Below are 18,600 nucleotides of genomic sequence, written 5' to 3' on the forward strand. Positions count from 1 at the left end.
ACGTACCCTAATACTGCATGAACAGGATTTAATGCAGTGAAGCGGAACCGGTCCATTCAAAGACGGCCTAATATGCGTGATCAACTGTCCCCGCGTCGAATAAGCATGAAGCATTTATTTCCCGGTACCGCCCTGGCGCTAGGCATAAGCCTTAGCCTGCTGTCAGCTCCAGGCTTCGCGGCCAATAGCTGGAACAAGCTTCAGCCCGACCGTGACGAGGTGATCGCCAGCCTCAATGTTGTCGAACTATTAAAACGCCATCACTACAGCAAGCCGCCGTTGAATGATGCGCGCTCCGTCATCATTTATGACAGTTACCTCAAGCTGCTCGATCCGTCGCGCAGTTATTTTATGGCCAGCGACATTGCCGAATTCGATAAGTGGAAAACTCAGTTCGACGACTTCCTCAAGAGTGGGAATCTCGACCCGGGCTTCACTATCTACAAGCGTTATCTTGATCGGGTAAAAGCTCGCCTGGACCACGCATTGAGCTTGCTCGACGACGGTGTGGACAAGCTGGACTTCTCCGGCAATGAAACCCTTGAAGTAGACCGTAAAGACGCTCCGTGGCTTGCTTCCGAGGCAGACCTTGACACCCTGTGGCGAAAGCGGGTGATGGACGAAGTGTTGCGCATGAAACTCGCTGGCAAAGAGCCCAAGCAGATTCAGGAAACCCTCACCAAGCGTTACAAGAATCAATTGGCCCGGCTGGATCAAACCCGTGCCGAGGATATCTTCCAGGCTTACATTAATACCTTCGCTCAGTCGTACGATCCGCATACGAACTACCTGTCTCCGGACAACGCGGAGAACTTCGATATCAACATGAGCCTGTCCCTCGAAGGCATAGGCGCGGTACTTCAAAGCGATAACGATCAAGTGAAGATTGTCCGCCTGGTGCCGGCCGGCCCGGCGGATAAAACCAAGCAGGTAGCACCCTCGGACAAGATCATCGGCGTGGCCCAGGGCGACAAGGAAATGGTTGACGTGGTGGGCTGGCGCCTGGACGAAGTGGTCAAGCTGATCCGCGGCCCCAAGGGCTCGGTCGTGCGCTTGGAGGTAATCCCTCACACCAATGCGCCTAATGACCAGACCAGCAAGATCGTGCCCATCACCCGCGAAGCGGTGAAGCTCGAAGAACAAGCGGCGAAGAAGTCGGTGCTGCACCTGAACCAGGACGGCAAGGACTACAAGCTGGGCGTGATCGAGATCCCTGCTTTCTACCTGGATTTCAAAGCCTTCCGTGCGGGCGACCCGGACTACAAGTCCACCACGCGCGACGTGAAGAAGCTACTGAGCGAACTGCAGAAAGAAAAAGTCGACGGCGTGGTCATCGACCTGCGCAACAACGGCGGTGGTTCCTTGCAGGAAGCCACCGAACTCACCAGCCTGTTTATCGAGAAAGGCCCGACGGTGCTGGTGCGCAACAGCGACGGCAAAGTAGATGTGCTCGAGGATGAAAACCCGGGTGCCTTCTACAAGGGCCCGTTGGCGCTGTTAGTCAACCGGCTGTCAGCCTCGGCATCGGAAATCTTCGCTGGCGCCATGCAGGACTACCACCGTGCGTTGATCATCGGTGGCCAGACCTTCGGCAAAGGCACGGTGCAGACCATTCAGCCGCTGAACCATGGCGAACTCAAGCTGACCTTGGCCAAGTTCTACAGAGTGTCAGGGCAAAGCACCCAGCATCAAGGTGTGCTGCCGGACATCGACTACCCGTCGATCATCGACACCAAGGAGATCGGCGAGAGCGCCCTGCCTGAAGCCATGCCATGGGACACCATTCGCCCGGCGGTCAAGCCGGAAACCGACCCGTTCAAGCCGTACTTGGCCCAGCTCAAGGCGCTGCATGACAAGCGCACCCTGAACGATGCCGAGTTCGCGTATATCCGTGATCGCCTGGCGCTGAGCCAGAAGCTGTCGGAAGAGAAAACCGTCAGCCTCAATGAAGCCAAGCGCCGCGCCGAGCATACCTCCATCGAAGCTCAACAGCTGGCCTTGGAAAACACTCGTCGCAAGGCCAAGGGCGAGGAGCCGCTCAAGGAGCTGAAGAAAGAGGAAGAAGATCCTCTGGCCGGCGCCCCAGACGACACCAAGCCGGAAGACGACGCTTACTTGAGTGAGACCGGTCGCATCTTGATCGACTATCTGCGGCTCAATACACGAGTGGCGAAACACTAACGTTGGCAGGTGATGGCTATTTAGTCATCACGCTGTCATCGAACTGTCGTGAAATAGGAGGCCGAGCAGCGATGTTCGGCCTCTTCATTTGCGCGGCAGGCGATCATGACCATCACCGAACAGCTCGGCGCCCTTAATGCCATCTTGGCTCAAGGCTCTATCCATACTCTGTTCCAACCCATCGTATCCCTCACCGAACGCCGCCTGTTGGGGTATGAAGCACTAAGCCGAGGCCCGTCCAACAGCGCGCTGCACTCTCCGCTGAACCTGTTTGCCGTGGCCCGGCAAACCGCACATTTGAGCGAACTGGAAATGCTGTGCAGGCAAACCGCTTGCAAGCGCTTCAGCGAGCAGGGGCTGGAGGGCAAGCTGTTCCTTAACGTGTCGCCCGAATCCCTGCTCGACCCTACGCACCCTTCGGGGCTCACCCTGCAATTGCTACGTCGCTTTGGCCTGCTGCCCAATCAGGTAGTCATCGAGCTCACTGAGCACACCCCTACCGACGACTTTCAGCTGTTATCCAACGCCCTGCACCACTACCGTGCCATGGGCTTTACTATCGCCCTGGATGACTTGGGCGCGGGCTACTCCAGCCTGCGCCTATGGTCGGAGCTGCGCCCGGATTACGTAAAAATTGACCGTCACTTCATCGAAGGCATTCACCAAGACGCATTGAAGCGGGAATTCGTAGGGTCCATCCTACAGATCGCCCGGCGCTCTCAGGCCCAAGTCATTGCCGAAGGTATCGAGCAGTTGGATGAGTTGGAGGTCCTGAGCGAAATGGGCGTGACGCTGGTACAGGGGTACCTGCTGGCCAGGCCTCAAGAGCGCCCTCCCCGGGACGCCAGCCAGCTTTTGCCCCAAGTACGCCCTGTAGCCGCCCTGGCCGAGGCAAGCCCCGACCTGCGCCATCTACTACTGGAGCAGGCCGCGGTGCCCCACCAAACCCCTACCGCGAAGGTACTGGATGCCTTCCGCCTGCAAGCCAATCTCAACTCAGTGGCCGTGCTAGACGCTGAGCACCGGCCCTGTGGCATCGTACATCGGCACTGCCTATCAGACGCCTTGCTCAAACCCTTCGCCACTGACCTGTTTGCCCGCAAGCCGATCAGCCGCTTGATGAGCGAGGACTTTCTGGCCGTGGAACTGGGGCAGACCTTGCAACAGGTTAGCCGCCTGCTCACCAGCCGGGCACGGCAGCGCATCGAAGAAGACTTCATCATCACTGAAGGCGGGCGTTATCTAGGGCTTGGGCGGGTCATCGACGTCTTGAAGCTGATTACCGAGCTTAAGATCGAACAGGCGCGCTATGCCAACCCCTTGACCTTGCTTCCTGGCAATGTGCCCATACGCCAATGCCTGGAACGGGTACTGGCTCAAGGGCGTGAGGTTGCCGTGTGCTATATCGACATCGATCACTTCAAGCCCTTCAACGACCTGTACGGTTACAGCCGTGGCGATGAGGTACTGCTGTGCCTTGCACAATGCCTGAGCGAGCGGGTAGACCCCAGCCGGGACTTTCTCGGCCATATAGGCGGGGACGACTTTATGCTGGTGCTGGGTTCGGGGGACTGGCGCCTACGACTGGAGCGGCTGATCGAGGATTTTAGTCTGCGTTGCCAACGCTTCTACCGAGGGGAACACTTGGCTGCGGGGAGCTTTATCGCACCCAACCGCCAGGGCGCTCCGCAGCACTTCGGGTTGCTGTCGCTTTCCATTGGGGTGGTTCATGTGTTGAGCACCGATTGCGTGGGCACAGACGCCGAACAACTGGCCGCACAGGCGTCCGAGGCCAAACACGAAGCCAAGCAAGCACCAGGCTCTTGCATAGTCCTGCACAGCGTTAAGCGTTGAAGGGGTTCAGGCTGAGTAGTCGTACTCAAATACCCGCGCGACTTCAGAGGCATGCCAGGAGGCCGCCGCCACCCCGTCCGCCGGGCCTGAGAAGCGCCCCAGGCGCTCAACGCACTCGAAAAAACCCGTTCTTGGCAAGCGGCAGGCCCCTTGGCTAATCACCAATGAACTGCGCAAAGGCTGCTCGGCCTGGGCATCCAAGGCAGCCAAGTGTTCAAGGGCCGCTGTCAGGGTTTGCATGGCAGGGGTAGGCAACTGCAACCGTTCAAGTAGCGCCCGGTACGTCAGCAGGTGCCGTTGTTGACGGGCTGCGTCCAGTTCGCTAAGCAACCCTTCCCAATGCTGCCGGCTGATTCTTACGCTCATTCACGGCCCTCTCTGCCAGACGCTCCTTGGGGTACCCCCGCAGCTTACCAGTACCGCGCACCGAGCGCGCCCTGTCTAGTTGTACTTGCCCCCGCCAGGCATAGGACGATCAAGGCTTGCGCAGGTATTCGCCTTCGAGGGGGAGGGTTTGCTCGGGAACTCGCTCTACTGCACTAAGCGCCTCAGGATGTTGCCGTGAACGCCAGGTACGGAAGGCATCCAACTCCCCTTGCAGGGTTTTCATCACCCAGCCCAGCACAGCAATGTCATCCAGGAAGCCTACACCCACTAACCAGTCCGGGATTACGTCAATAGGGCTAACGAAATACAATAACCCCGCAACCACTGACAAGATCGCCTTGCCGCTGACCGCGCGATATTCGCCGCGCCAGTAAGCCAGGCACAACGACTGCAACAGGCCCAGGTCTTCTTTGAGGCCGCCGAGTTTTCTACCACGCGCCTTGCGCGCCACTGCCAATGCCAAGGCAGGCAGGCGACCACGGGCGATCAGGCGTTCGGCCAGGGGAAGAAATTGATTGAAGCCCAAGGGTACTTTCATGAAGCCTCCACGATACGCTTGAAGAAGATTATCCACAAAATGTGTGGATAACCATGTGAACAGTGACACCAGAATGGCCTAGAAGCCCCAGCTCTAAAGGGGTAGGGTCAAATCGGCGCTTTTTCGTTCACTTTCAGTTACCTAAACCTCACATAACAGGCGTCGAGGTTTAATACAAGCCGCTTGTGTCAGCGTGCTGCAGAAACGACAACGCCCCGGTTAGCGGGGCGTTATTGGTAGGCAGAGCCTGATTACTTCTTGGTCGCTGGCGCTTCGGCTGGCGCGTCTGGCGCTGGGGCCTGGCCGGCTTCCTCGGGCGCTGGCGCGGCCTGGGATGGGTCCTTGATACCCAGCAGTTCGAGGTCGAACACCAATACCGAGTTAGCCGGGATGGTCGGGCTCGGGCTTTGCGCGCCGTAGGCCAGGTCGCTTGGGATGAACAACTTCACCTTCTCGCCTACGTGCATCAATTGTAGGCCTTCAACCCAACCAGGGATCACGCCGCTTACCGGCAGATCGATCGGGCTGCCGCGTTCAACGGAGCTGTCGAAGGTTTTGCCATCGATCAGCTTACCGGTGTAGTGAACGGTAACCACATCGGTAGGCTTGGGCTGAGGGCCGTCGGCCTTCTGCACCACTTGGTACTGCAAGCCGGAAGCGGTAGTGACCACGCCTTCTTTCTTGCCGTTTTCGTCCAGGAATTTCTTGCCGGCGGCCAGGGAGTCTTCACTCATCTTGGCCATGCGCTCTTCGGCACGCTTCTGCAGGGCCGCGAAGGCCTCAACCAGTTCGTCGTCCTTGAGCTTTTGTTCCTTCTTGCCAACGGCATCTTCGATACCCAAGGCCACTGCCTTGGAATCCAGGTCGTCCATGCCTTCCTGAGCAAGGCTTTTGCCCATGTTCAGGCCGATGCCGTAGGACGCTTTTTGAGCTGGGGTTTTGAGCTCGACGCTGCTGGTCTGCTTATCGCAACCGGCGAGAACCAACCCAACCAGGGCGATCGCAGCCGCCAACCGATGCTGTTTCATGCTGTTTCCTTGTGAGGGCGCCATACGAGAGGCGGTCTAAAGAAGCCGCGAGCTTAGCAGCCAGCCCCGACCAATGGCTATGCCATAGGAGGGGGAAAGTGCTGATAAGTTCAGGCTACCAAAGGATTTTCCAGGTGGCAGGTGAAAGTTGTGTCACTTGCCGTTGGACGTCCCCTCTAGGTCAACAGACAGAGATGCGTACCACGTGGGTAGCGCTCGCCAGGCCTGCCTATACACTATCGCGTTTAACCAGTGGGCTGGCTGCCAGAGGTTCTTACCAACGCCAACCGGTCTGCATCCATTTGTGCGGCCTGTTGGGCTTCTTTGGCGTCAGACTCTTCTCTGGTATAGGACTTTGCCTTGGCCTTGGGCTTAGCAGCCTCAGGGGCTTTACCGTCGTACTCTACACCGCTCTTTTTTTCTGATTCTGCGGCCTTGGATGTTGGCCCATCCACTTTCACATTTGCCTGCGCTTGAACAAGCTGTTCAGCCGTCATGCCGGATTTAAGCGTGTCATCAGGCCCCAACGCATGCGGGTCAAACTTTTTCCGGGCTGGCTGGGAGTTAATGCCGCCGTCCAACCCCAGCCGCGTAGTGCTCAAGTTTGTGGCTGAGCCACGGTGGTCATTAGCCATTTTCTTAGTTCTAGCGAGCAATGAGTCACCCAGTTTATTGAACACATCGAGCGCAGTGACTGCCACCTTTGCCGCTTTAGCCAATGGGTGGTTGGTCTGGTACTGGACGGTCACATCCCCAAATCCACCTATATTCATTGTGAATTGGGCGCCCTTTTTATCCGGGTCGAGCGTGGGGGTTTTTGCCTGTTGGCTCTTTGATTCATCCTGTAAAACCTCTAGGGCTTGGTTCAAAACCCCTGTTTGCTCCGCATTAAGGTCAGCCTTCTTATCCGCAATGACCTTTGCCGGCACCTCTACCTCCGCGCCGAAGGATAGGTGCTTGCCTACGTTGAATTTGAAAGACGCTGAAGCTCTTTTTTCGCTAGACGAGTCCACACCAGGCGTAAGCGGTGCAGATGAACGGCCAATACTAATATTGAACATGGTAACCCCCGGGAACGATACTGCTCCTGAGTGGCGGGCAGCTTGTGCCGGTTCCATTGGGTATGCCGCTTTTACACCTCGTGCCGGCCCCTGCAACGCCTTGCTCTGCTAAGCCCTTAGTCGCCTATCTCTACCCGCCCCTCCTTCAACCTTACCTGCCACGTACGCAGCGCTTGGGCAGGGTCTTCCAGGCAGTGGCCATCGCTCAAGCGAAAGTGCTGCTTATAGAGCGGCGCGGCCACCACCGGCTGGCCGCTCAGGTGGCCGACAATTCCACGCCCGATGACGTTGGCCCCCGAACGAGGATCGTGGTTGCTCACTGCATACAGCTCCTGGGCCTGCCCTGGCAGGTAGAAAAGGGCGATCTGCTGGCCTTGGTGCCACGCCACGACGCCAGAGTGTGGCACCAGGTCAGCCTGGCCGCAGAGTGGGGTCCAGGTAGATGTAGGCGCATAGGCCAAATCAGCGGCACTCATTACAAAGCCTCCTCGCTCAGAGGGATCAGGCGGACTTCATCGGCACGGGCGGGGCGGCGTTGCCCGCGTTCACGTACAAAATGCACACCGGGGTCGGGGCGGTTTTCGTTGACGAAGGTGCGGAAGCGCTTGAGTTTTGCTGGGTCTTTCAGGGCATTGGCCCACTCGCATTCGTAGCGGTCCACCACATGCTGCATTTGCCCTTCAAGCTCGGCGGCCAGGCCCAGGCTGTCCTCGATGATCACGGCCTTGAGGTAGTCCAGCCCGCCCTCCAGGCTTTCGCGCCACACCGAGGTGCGCTGGAGTTTGTCTGCGGTGCGGATGTACAGCATCAAGAAGCGGTCGATGTAACGGATAAGGGTTGCATCGTCCAGGTCGGTGGCGAACAGCTCGGCGTGACGTGGGCGCATGCCGCCATTGCCGCACACGTACAGGTTCCAACCATTCTCGGTGGCGATCACGCCCACATCCTTGCTCTGGGCCTCGGCGCACTCTCGGGTACAGCCAGACACCGCGAACTTGAGCTTATGGGGCGAGCGCAGGCCCTTGTAGCGGTCCTCGATGGTGAGGGCCATGGCCACGCTATCCTGCACCCCAAAACGGCACCAGGTGCTGCCCACGCAGGACTTCACCGTACGGGTGGATTTGCCATAGGCATGGCCGGTTTCAAAACCCGCCTCGATCAGCTCACTCCAGATGTCTGGAAGCTCGTGCAGTTGAGCGCCGAACAGGTCGATACGCTGGCCGCCGGTAATTTTGGTGTAGAGGTCGTATTTCTTGGCGACCGCGCCGATGGCAATGAGTTTGTCCGGGGTAATCTCGCCACCGGGAATACGCGGCACCACCGAGTAGGTGCCGTTTTTTTGCATGTTGGCCATAAAGGTGTCGTTAGTATCTTGCAGCGGCACCAGCGAAGGGTCCATCACCGGTTGGTTCCAGCAGGACGCCAGAATATTGCCCACGGTGGGCTTGCAGATATCGCACCCCAGGCTGCCACGACCATGGCGGGCATGGAGCGCTTCGAAACTGCGAATGCCCTCGACCCTCACCAGGGCATAGAGCGCCTGGCGGTCATGCGCAAAGTGCTCGCATAGGCTTTTGTCCACGGCCACGCCCCGAGCCTTGAGCTCGTGCTCGAACACTTGCTTGAGCAGCCCGGCGCAGCCCCCACAGCCGGTCCCTGCCTTGGTGTGGCACTTGAGCGCGGCCAGGTCGTCGCAGCCGCCGTCAATGGCGCTGCACACCGCAGCCTTGCTGACGTTGTGGCAGGAGCAGAGCGTGGCGCTGGCGGGCAAGGCATCGGCTCCCAGCAGGGGCGCCGCGCTACCCTGGGGCAGAATCAAGGCCGCGGGGTCGGCGGGCAAGGCCAAGCCGTTCTGGGCATACTGCAAAAGAGTGTCGTAGTAGCTGTTGTCCCCCACCAGCACCGCGCCGAGCACTTTTTTGCCGCTGGCGTCGACCACCAGCCGCCGGTAACTGGCAGTGGCTTCGTCCATGAAGCGGTAGCTGCGGGCACCTGGCGTGGCACCCTGGGCGTCGCCAATGGAGCCCACGTCGACGCCCAGCAGTTTGAGCTTGGTGGACATGTCCGCGCCGCTGAAGGCCACCTCGCCCTGCCCTAGCAGCAGGCCAGCCAGGTTGCGTGCCATGGTGTAGCCAGGGGCGACCAGGCCGAACACGCTGCCCTCCCAGGACGCGCATTCACCTATGGCGAATACCGCAGGGTCGCTGGTACGGCAGTGGTTATCGATCAATACGCCGCCACGAGGCGCCACGTCCAGGCCACAGGCGCGAGCCAGAGCATCCTGCGGGCGGATGCCTGCGGAAAACACGATCAAGTCGGTTTCCAAATGCTCGCCGCCGTCAAAATTCATGCGGTAGCGGTAATGTTCGCCGGGTACCACCGCCTGAGTGGCCCGCCCCAGGTGAACCCCTACGCCCAAGGCCTCGATGCGCGCGCGCAGGGCCGCGCCGCCTTCTGGGTCTAGCTGTACAGGCATCAGGCGTGGCGCGAACTCCACCACATGGGCTTCCAGCCCCAAAGACTTGAGTGCGTTGGCCGCTTCCAAGCCCAGTAAACCCCCGCCCACCACCACACCCCGGCGAGCGCCCTGGGCAGCCTGGCGAATGCGGTCCAGGTCATCGAGCGTACGGTAAACCAGGCGGGCGTCGCCCTCGCAACCGGCAATGGGTGGCACAAAAGGATAGGAGCCGGTGGCCAATACCAGCCGGTCATACAGGTAACGGCCTTCAGAGGTGATCACGGCACGATTGGCGCGGTCGATTTCCAGCACCGCTTCACCATGGTGGGCCTGCACACTGCTTTGCTGGTAAAAGCCTGGGCCATTGAGGGCCAAGGTTTCAGCACACTTGCCGGTGAAGTATTCAGACAGATGAACGCGATCGTAGGCCCGCTGGCGCTCCTCGCCGAACACATGCACATCCAGACGCCCCGCGGCACCTCCTTGGGCCAGCTGCTCTACCAAATGGTGACCGACCATGCCGTTACCGATGATGATCACTTGCTCACGCGGCTTGGGGGTGAAGATCGAATTCATACGCTACCTCGCTTCAAGGCACAGCCCTGATAAAAACGAAAAAGGCGCCTGGAGCCGGTGAGAGCTCCAGGCGCCTTTGCCTGGTATTCAAGGAGTGATCTATAAGGGCGAGCCGCGTTGCTGCCCAAGTGCCTAAGGCTGATCAACGTTGATCGCCCCAGGCTGTGGAGTAGCTTTTGCAACCTCTGTGCCAGGCCAGAACCCCCGATTTTGTCGGGGTGGGCGCGCCAATCGAGCCTGCCAGCGAACCAATGCGGTGCAACGGCAGGGCTCAGTCCCGCTTATGGCGCGCTTCAGTAGACATCACGCAGGTAACGATGGGCGCGGCTCAAACCCGCCAGGTATGCGCCGGCCTGTTCTGCATCCATCCTGCCATGGCATTGAATGACCGTACGCAGGGCCGCGTCCACATCCTTAGCCATGCGGCGCGCATCGCCGCATACGTAGAAACACGCTCCCTCTTCCAACCATTGCCAGAGCCGCGCCCCCTGTTCCAGCAGCCGGTGCTGCACGTACACCTTGTTGGCCTGGTCCCGCGAAAAGGCAGTATCCAAGTGAGTAAGGTGCCCGCTGCGCAGCCAGGCGTGCAGCTCGGCCTGGTAGTAAAAGTCCGTGGCCTGGTATTGCTCACCGAACACTAGCCAGTTCTTGCCCCGAGCGCCCTGGGCCTGACGCTCCTGCAAAAAGCCGCGAAACGGCGCCACGCCGGTGCCCGGGCCGACCATGATCATGGCCGTATCTGGGGCGTCTGGCACATGAAACCGCGCAGAAGGCTGCACGAAAACCCGTGTGCCTGCCACTTGCGCGCGGTCCGCCAGGTAGCCAGAGCACAGCCCGTGACGCAGCTGGTCGCCCGCGTGATACCGCACGGTGGAGACTGTCAGGTGCACTTCATCCGGGTTAAGGCTTGAGCTTGAGCTGATCGAATACAGCCGGGGTTGCAATGGCTTTAGCAAGGGTATGAGCTCGGCCAGGGCTGGTCGCGGCCGGTAGGCCTGGAGCAGGTCGAGCAGTTGCCGCCCCCATAGCCAACCGGCTAGATCTGCCTTGCTCTGAGGGGCCAGCAATACACGCAGGTCGCTGGCGCCACTACGCTCGGCCACCCAGCTCAGCCAGGCCGGGGTGATCCGCGTGATATCCAGATGTACCCGCAAGGCCTCCGCCAGCGGCAGGGTGCCCTGGGCGGTTTCCCAAGGTGCGGAACCGTCGAGCCCCAAGGTCTGTAAAAAAGCATCTACCAGGCCGGGGCAGTTTTCCGGCCATATGCCCAAGGCATCGCCTGCCTGGTAGGTAAGGCCGCTCCCTCTGATATCGAACACCAATTGGCGGGTTTCTTTGCTCGCGCCTGGCCCGTTGAGCAGGCGGTTGTGCAGCAACCGGGCGGTGAGGGGGTGTTGGCGGTCGAACACCGGCTTATTGGCAGGCGTGGCCAATGGCAGCGCTGCCGGGCTGGCCAGGTTCAAACTTGTACACAAGGCCTGAAACCAGCTCCAAGGCCCCATGGGTTCCGCCGCCTGGCAATCGCGCCTGGGCAGTATCGCAGTGGCGCCCAGCGTACTCAGGCGCGCATCCAAGCGCTGGCCAAAGCCACAGAAGGCTTCGAAACTAGGGTCACCCAGGGCCAGCACCGCATAGCGCATAGGCTTTAGGGAATGCTCGGCTTGCAAGCCTGCCCACAGTTCGGCGGCGTTGTCCGGCGCATCGCCATCCCCGAAGGTACTGGTCACAAACAGCGCTAAGGGTGCCTGGCGCAATTGAGCGGGCGTTACGTCTTCCATGCCCTTGAGACGTACAGGCATACCCAGCGTGGTGAGCTGGTCGGCAAAGCGTGCGGCCAAAGCCTGAGCGGTACCGGTTTGCGACCCCCAAAGTATAAGCGGCAAGGCTTCGCCCTCCCCACTCGGGGCTTGATCGGTACTTAAAGCCTTAAGAGGCGGCCCAATCCGCTCAAGGCTGATAGCCGCAAACTTGTAGGCTGGTTGCAGGGACGCCGCATCCACAGCGTCATGGGTAACCGCATTGACCGCCAACTGCTCGCCGAACACATCATTCCAGTGAAAGGGCGCAAAGCAATTGCCTGGCCTTACTCGGTCAGACACGCGCGCAGGCAACACCACCTGCCCCCGGCGGCTGGTTAGGCGCACTTGGTCGCGTTGGGCAATACCCAGTTCTGCGGCGTCTTGTGGGTGGATTTCCACGAACGGCCCAGGGTTAAGGCGGTTAAGGGCAGGTACCTTGGCGGTTTTGGTCAGGGTATGCCACTGGTGCTGCAGGCGGCCGGTATTGAGCACCCAAGGGTAATCATCATTGGGTTGCTCGGCGGCAGGCAGATAAGGCCGAGGTAAGAACTGCGCTCGGCCATCGGAGGTAGGGAAACGTAGCGCCCCAGCCTCACGGTAGCGGATAGGGTTACGTGGGCCAGCGTCAGGCGCCAGGGGCCATTGCAAAGGCCCCTGGCGCAGCCGCGCATGGCTGGCGCCTCGCAGGTCGTAGCCAGTGGCAGGGTTGGCAAAGCATCGAATTTCGTCGAACACCGCTGCCGCACTGGCGTAACTGAAGTGTTCGGCAAAGCCTAGGGCGCAGGCCATACGGGCGATGATCTGCCAGTCCGCCAGGCTGTCGCCGGGGGGCGCCACCGCCGCGGGGGCCAAAGTGAGGTTACGCTCGGCATTTACCAGCACGCCGTCCGCTTCGGCCCAGAGCGCGGCGGGTAGTAACACGTCAGCATAAGCGTTGGTTTCCGTGGTCAAGAAGGCGTCTTGGCAGATTACCCACTCGGCCGCCATTAGCCCTTCGATAACCTGATCTCGGTTAGCCACGCTAGCTACTGGGTTAGTGCAGATAATCCAACAGGCTTTGATCTCCCCGCGCCCCATGGCCTGGAACATCGCCACGGTGCCGTCGCTGCTGCCCGCACGTAGGCTATCAGTAGGCAAGCGCCAAGCCTGTTCGGTGAAGGCGCGGTCCGACGCGATCAAGGCCGAACGCTGCCCCGGTAGCCCAGGGCCCATATAGCCCATTTCCCGGCCGCCCATGGCGTTGGGTTGGCCGGTGAGAGAGAACGGCCCTGCCCCAGGCCGGCAAATGGCGCCCGTGGCCAGGTGCAGGTTACACAATGCATTGGTGTTCCAGGTGCCTTGAGTGCTTTGGTTCAGGCCCATGGTCCAGCAGCTCATCCAGTTGGGGCTTTCAGCTATCCATTGGGCCGCTAAGCGAATGTCTGCTTGCGCAAGGCCTGTGATGGCCGCCACCCGGCTGGGGGTGTAATCCGCCAGAAACGCCGGCATTTGTGCCCAGCCCTGGGTGTGCTGGTCGATAAAGGCTTGGTCCACCCGACCGCTTTCCCACAGTAAAAACAGCAAGCCGTTTAGCAACGCCAGGTCGGTGCCAGGGCGTAGTTGCAGGAACAAGTCTGCCCTATCAGCGGTTGCGGTCCGCCGAGGGTCTACCACGATCAGGCGCGCGCCGGCCTTGCGGCGATCTAGCAAACGTAGAAAAAGCACCGGATGGCAGTCGGCCATGTTGGCCCCACTCACCAGAAACAGGCCTGCTTGATCAAAATCATCGTATGCGCCCGGTGGCCCGTCCGCACCTAACGACTGCTTATAGCCGGTACCCGCGCTGGCCATGCACAGGCGAGAGTTGGACTCGATGTGCCGAGTGCGGATAAACCCCTTGGCCAGTTTGTTGGCCAGGTACTGCGCCTCCAGCGACATTTGTCCGGACACATAGATGGCAACTGCGTCGGGGCCGTGAGCCTGGATTATGGCTTGTAACCGCTGGGCGCTTTGCTCGATGGCATGCTCCAACGTAACTGGCACTGCGGGCGCGCTTCGAGACGACCTGGCCCAGGCGTTGCGCAAGCGGCCGCTGTCGTGCAAGGGCATATGGGCGGTCATGCCCTTGGTGCACAGCCGGCCCCGGTTCGCCGGGTGGTCTTTGTCACCCGTAATGGCAATTACGCGGTTATCTTCGACGGTAAGCAGCATGCCGCACCCTACCCCGCAATAAGGGCATACGCTGCGTACTATGGCCTGGCCCATGGGCAATCCCCTTGCAACAAAAAAGGCGCCGGTTCCCTCGCTAGAAATCAGCGAAGCAACACGGCGCCTTTGTCGTGAAAAATGCAGCCGACATTGGCTGCGCAATGCACAGGGTAATGCAGCTTTTGCGCCAGCCTTGGCAAACCCTACCGCTATGGCACGCTGCCCCGTATCGACAGCAAGTGTGCAAGGACGTATGCACAGCCATGGCGCATCAGGCACTAACCCAGGGCAGAGGCTGCGGTATTTTAAGAAAAGTTAGGCATAAAAAAAGCGACCCTAAGGTCGCTCTTTCTGTGGTTCGACTGTTAAGGCTCGAACCGAATATGGCGCAGCGGACGGGACTCGAACCCGCGACCCCCGGCGTGACAGGCCGGTATTCTAACCGACTGAACTACCGCTGCGTATCGCTTAGGCTCTCGCCCATTTGAAACTGATTGAACGAAGCGGGGTAGGTGCTTCGATCTCAAGTGCCGTGCAACCACACTCGGTAAAAATGGCGCAGCGGACGGGACTCGAACCCGCGACCCCCGGCGTGACAGGCCGGTATTCTAACCGACTGAACTACCGCTGCGCGTCGGTGGACTTTCGTCCGCTCTAGAATCAGAGCTTGTATCGTTACTTCGAAGTGGTGGGTGATGACGGGATCGAACCGCCGACCCTCTGCTTGTAAGGCAGATGCTCTCCCAGCTGAGCTAATCACCCGTGTACTGCGTCGAAGTGGTGCGCATTTTGTACATCGACCGACTGTAAGTCAATACCCTGCTTGAAGTTTTTTTAAAAAGACCGTTTTAATTTTTTGGGCTTGGCCGTTTGGCTTGTTGGGTACGGCGCCACCTATCGCCTGTAGGAACCGTCCAGCCGCCAAGGCGCCGCGCTGTCGCGCAGCAAACAGGGGCTTACTACTTTGGCTCTGCAGCGCTTACGGGCAGGTGCGCTGTTCATCCTGTGGAAGCCAGCAAAGCTGGCGCCAGTCACCAGCGCCACGCGCGTCTCACGAAAGCCGGTGCTGGCGATTTCCATGGGGATTACAGCGCGGCCAGGCCTCGAGCCAGGTCTGCCTGTAAGTCAGCCAGGTCTTCAAGACCGACCGCCACACGGATCAAACTGTCGCTGATGCCGGCCGCTGCTCGCTCCTGAGGCGACAGCCGCCCATGGGAGGTGGTCGCCGGGTGGGTAATGGTGGTTTTGCTGTCACCCAGGTTGGCGGTGATGGACACCAGACGGGTAGCGTCGATAAAGGCCCAGGCGCCAGCCTGACCACCTTTGACCTCGAAGCTCACCACCCCACCGTAGCCGCCACGCATCTGGCGCTTGGCCAGTTCGTGTTGCGGGTGGCTCTCAAGCCCTGCGTAATGCACCTTCTCGATGCCTTGCTGGCCTTCAAGCCACTGCGCCAGCGCCTGGGCGTTGGCACAATGGGCACGCATGCGCAGGTTCAGGGTTTCCAGGCCTTTGAGGAACACCCAGGCATTGAAGGGGCTTAGCGAAGCACCCGCGGTGCGCACCACGCCGACCATTTCCTTCATGTGCTCGGCGCGGCCAGCAACGACGCCGCCCATGCAGCGCCCTTGGCCGTCGATGAACTTGGTCGCCGAGTGCATTACGATGTCAGCGCCCAGTTTTAGCGGCTGTTGCAACGCCGGGGTGCTGAAGCAGTTGTCCACCACCAGGAGCGTGCCCTTGGCGTGGGCAACCTCGGCCAAGGCGGCGATGTCCACCAATTCAGCCAAGGGGTTGGAGGGTGACTCCACGAACAACAACTTGGTATTGGCTTTGATTGCCCGTTCCCAGCCGGCGATGTCGGCCAGGGGCACGTAGCTCACGTCGATGCCGAAGCGCTTGAAGTACTTGTCGAACAGGCTGATGGTGGAGCCGAACACGCTTTGGGAAATCAGTACATGATCCCCCGCGCTGCATAGGCCCATGGCAATTCCGGTAATGGCCGCCATGCCGGTAGAAAACGCCACGGCCTGCTCGGCGCCTTCCAGGGCTGCGATGCGCTCTTCGAAAGAGCGCACCGTAGGGTTGGTGTAGCGTGAGTACACATTCCCCGGCACTTCCCCGGAAAAGCGCTTGGCCGCGTCCGCCGCGGTGCGGAACACATAACTGGAGGTGAAGAACAACGGATCGCTGTGTTCGCCCTCAGGTGTACGGTGTTGCCCCGCGCGCACAGCCAGGGTGTCGAAGCCTACGCCCTCTAGGTCGCTATCAAGGCGCCCCGCGTCCCATTCCTGGCTCATGGCCTACTCCTTCAGTTGTTGTAGAGGTCGATGATCGCGCTCACGCTATGGGTTTTGACCTTGGCCAAGTCGTTGCGGGCCGTGTCGATCTTGCTCAGGTAAGCCGCGTCCACATCACCGGTCACGTACTTGCCGTCAAACACCGCGCAATCGAACTGGTCGATCTTCACCTTGCCGCCACCCACCGCGTCTACCAGGTCTGGCAGATCTTGATACACCAGCCAGTCGGCGCCGATCAGGTCGGCCACTTCCTGGGTGCTGCGGTTGTGGGCGATAAGCTCGTGAGCGCTAGGCATGTCGATGCCATATACGTTCGGATAACGCACCGCAGGGGCCGCCGAGCAGAAATACACCTTCTTGGCACCGGCTTCCCGAGCCATCTGGATAATCTGCTTGCAGGTGGTGCCGCGCACGATGGAATCGTCTACCAGCATGACGTTCTTGCCACGGAACTCCAATTCGATGGCGTTGAGCTTCTGCCGTACGGACTTTTTGCGCGCAGCTTGGCCCGGCATGATGAAGGTGCGGCCGATATAACGATTCTTGACGAAGCCCTCGCGGAACTTCACACCCAAGTGGTTGGCCAGTTCCAGCGCCGAGGTGCGGCTGGTGTCCGGGATTGGAATTACCACGTCGATGTCGTGATTTGGCTGCTCGCGCAGGATCTTCTCCGCCAGTTTTTCACCCATGCGCAAACGTGCCTTGTATACCGAGATGCCGTCGATAATCGAATCCGGCCGGGCCAGGTATACATGCTCGAAAATACAGGGCGAATAGTGCGGGTTAGGGGCGCATTGACGGGTATGCAGGCGCCCGTCTTCGGTGATGTACACCGCCTCACCAGGGGCTAAGTCACGAATCAGGGTGAAGCCCAGCACGTCCAAGGCCACGCTTTCGGAGGCGATCATGTATTCCACGCCTTCATCGGTATGACGCTGGCCAAACACAATGGGGCGGATGGCGTTCGGATCACGGAAGCCGACGATGCCATAGCCGGTAATCATGGCCACCACCGCATAACCACCGCGGCAACGCTTGTGGGTATCCTTCACAGCCGCGAACACGTCTTCCTCGGTAGGCTGCAGCTTGCCGCGCACGGCCAGCTCATGGGCAAACACGTTGAGCAACACTTCGGAATCCGAATTGGTGTTGACGTGGCGAAGGTCAGATTCGTAAATCTCCTTGGCCAACTGCTCGACGTTGGTGAGGTTGCCATTGTGAGCCAGTGTGATCCCGTAGGGGGAGTTCACGTAGAACGGCTGCGCCTCGGCGGAGGTAGAACTACCCGCCGTGGGGTAGCGCACATGGCCAATACCCATATGGCCCACCAGCCCCTGCATATGACGTTGCTGGAATACATCACGCACAAGGCCATTGTCCTTGCGCAAAAACAACCTGCCATCGTGGCTGGTCACAATACCGGCAGCGTCCTGGCCGCGATGCTGCAAGACCGTTAACGAGTCATACAGCGCCTGATTGACGTTCGACTTACCGACGATACCGACGATGCCACACATGCGACGCAACCCCTACTTAGTGAACCTGAAAGGACCCTTGCTCCTGGCCTTTGGGCGCAGGCAAGAGATGCTCCTTGAACGGAATCTCGACCGGTGAGGTAACCCCGGCCGCCAACCACCGACTGCTCATCCCCAAAATAAGGTTCTTGGACCAGTCTGCGACAAGAAGGAAACGTGGTAAAAATTGTGACTGCTGCCACCATGGGTCTTGCTGGACAGGACCCAGGCTAAGCAACCCTGCGGCTATTACGACCAGTAGCCCACCACGGGCAGCGCCAAACACCATCCCTAGAAAACGATCGGTGCCCGACAAGCCTGTCACGCGAATAAGCTCGCCGATCAGAAAATTCACCATCGCGCCTACCAGCAGCGTGGCCACGAACAGGATGGCGCAGCTTGCAATCACTCGGGCCGACGGTGTTTGTATGTAGCTTTCCAGGTACTGGGCCAGGCCACCGCCAAACATCCAGGCCACGGCGCCAGCGACTATCCAGGTAAGCAGCGAGAGCGCTTCTTTGACGAAGCCGCGCTTCAAGCTGATCAACGCTGAGACAGCGACAATCGCCAAGATCGCCCAGTCAACCCAGGTAAATGCCACGTTTCGGCCTACAAGCGGATAAGGCCGCGCATTTTAGCAGACGCAAGGGGCAGGGTTAAGCAAGATTATCGGATCGTTGCGATGAGCCAGGGCTATGGAACCGCGGCGCCTAAAAC

Annotated in this window: 12 protein-coding genes and 3 tRNA genes; 2 read left to right on the forward strand and 13 right to left on the reverse strand. The window is 59.8% G+C overall.

The window, feature by feature from the left end; all coding sequences use genetic code 11:
* Positions 1-105: 105 nt before the first annotated feature.
* Together ACWKV4_RS11440 and ACWKV4_RS11445 are read left to right on the forward strand one after the other, a co-directional pair.
* Positions 106-2,181, forward strand: a complete 2,076-nt coding sequence (locus ACWKV4_RS11440; protein WP_483832196.1) for a carboxy terminal-processing peptidase — start codon at positions 106-108, stop codon at positions 2,179-2,181.
* A 105-nt stretch (positions 2,182-2,286) separates the two neighbouring features.
* Complete coding sequence (locus tag ACWKV4_RS11445) at positions 2,287-4,035, forward strand: bifunctional diguanylate cyclase/phosphodiesterase (protein WP_483832197.1); 1,749 nt, start codon at positions 2,287-2,289, stop codon at positions 4,033-4,035.
* Between the two features lie 6 nt (positions 4,036-4,041).
* Here the strand turns inward: ACWKV4_RS11445 and ACWKV4_RS11450 are convergent, their stop codons facing one another.
* The 13 genes from ACWKV4_RS11450 to ACWKV4_RS11510 all read right to left on the reverse strand — a co-directional run bounded on the left by ACWKV4_RS11450 (position 4,042) and on the right by ACWKV4_RS11510 (position 18,484).
* Positions 4,042-4,401, reverse strand: coding sequence for a hypothetical protein (locus ACWKV4_RS11450; protein ID WP_483832198.1), 360 nt, complete (start codon positions 4,399-4,401; stop codon positions 4,042-4,044).
* 109 nt (positions 4,402-4,510) lie between these two features.
* On the reverse strand, positions 4,511-4,960 hold the full coding sequence (locus ACWKV4_RS11455; protein ID WP_483832199.1) for a YkvA family protein: 450 nt from the start codon (positions 4,958-4,960) through the stop codon (positions 4,511-4,513).
* Between the two features lie 251 nt (positions 4,961-5,211).
* Positions 5,212-5,988, reverse strand: a complete 777-nt coding sequence (gene bamJ, locus ACWKV4_RS11460; protein WP_483832200.1) for a BamJ family beta-barrel-assembly machinery protein — start codon at positions 5,986-5,988, stop codon at positions 5,212-5,214.
* A 245-nt stretch (positions 5,989-6,233) separates the two neighbouring features.
* Complete coding sequence (locus tag ACWKV4_RS11465; protein WP_483832201.1) at positions 6,234-7,049, reverse strand: hypothetical protein; 816 nt, start codon at positions 7,047-7,049, stop codon at positions 6,234-6,236.
* Between the two features lie 116 nt (positions 7,050-7,165).
* Entirely contained in the window at positions 7,166-7,525 is a 360-nt protein-coding gene (nirD, locus tag ACWKV4_RS11470; RefSeq protein WP_483832202.1) for a nitrite reductase small subunit NirD, read from the reverse strand.
* Positions 7,525-10,083 carry a nitrite reductase large subunit NirB gene (gene nirB, locus ACWKV4_RS11475; RefSeq protein WP_483832203.1) on the reverse strand — a complete coding sequence of 853 codons (2,559 nt, stop codon included), beginning with the start codon at positions 10,081-10,083 and terminating at the stop codon, positions 7,525-7,527. Before nirB ends, nirD begins: the two co-directional genes overlap by 1 nt.
* Before the next feature lie 293 nt (positions 10,084-10,376).
* Positions 10,377-14,126, reverse strand: a complete 3,750-nt coding sequence (locus ACWKV4_RS11480) for a bifunctional nitrate reductase/sulfite reductase flavoprotein subunit alpha (RefSeq protein WP_483832204.1) — start codon at positions 14,124-14,126, stop codon at positions 10,377-10,379.
* A gap of 327 nt (positions 14,127-14,453) precedes the next feature.
* A tRNA-Asp gene (locus ACWKV4_RS11485) sits at positions 14,454-14,530 on the reverse strand.
* Positions 14,531-14,623: 93 nt separating this feature from the next.
* Positions 14,624-14,700: transfer RNA gene (locus tag ACWKV4_RS11490), tRNA-Asp, on the reverse strand.
* 55 nt (positions 14,701-14,755) lie between these two features.
* A tRNA-Val gene (locus ACWKV4_RS11495) sits at positions 14,756-14,831 on the reverse strand.
* Positions 14,832-15,154: 323 nt separating this feature from the next.
* Positions 15,155-16,369: an O-succinylhomoserine sulfhydrylase gene (locus tag ACWKV4_RS11500; protein ID WP_483832205.1), complete on the reverse strand. Its 1,215-nt coding sequence runs from the start codon at positions 16,367-16,369 to the stop codon at positions 15,155-15,157.
* An 11-nt stretch (positions 16,370-16,380) separates the two neighbouring features.
* On the reverse strand, positions 16,381-17,886 hold the full coding sequence (gene purF / locus ACWKV4_RS11505) for an amidophosphoribosyltransferase (protein ID WP_483832206.1): 1,506 nt from the start codon (positions 17,884-17,886) through the stop codon (positions 16,381-16,383).
* Between the two features lie 16 nt (positions 17,887-17,902).
* Positions 17,903-18,484, reverse strand: coding sequence for a CvpA family protein (locus ACWKV4_RS11510; RefSeq protein WP_483832207.1), 582 nt, complete (start codon positions 18,482-18,484; stop codon positions 17,903-17,905).
* Between the last annotated feature and the right edge of the window lie 116 nt (positions 18,485-18,600).

The organism is Pseudomonas artemisiae (assembly GCF_057128685.1).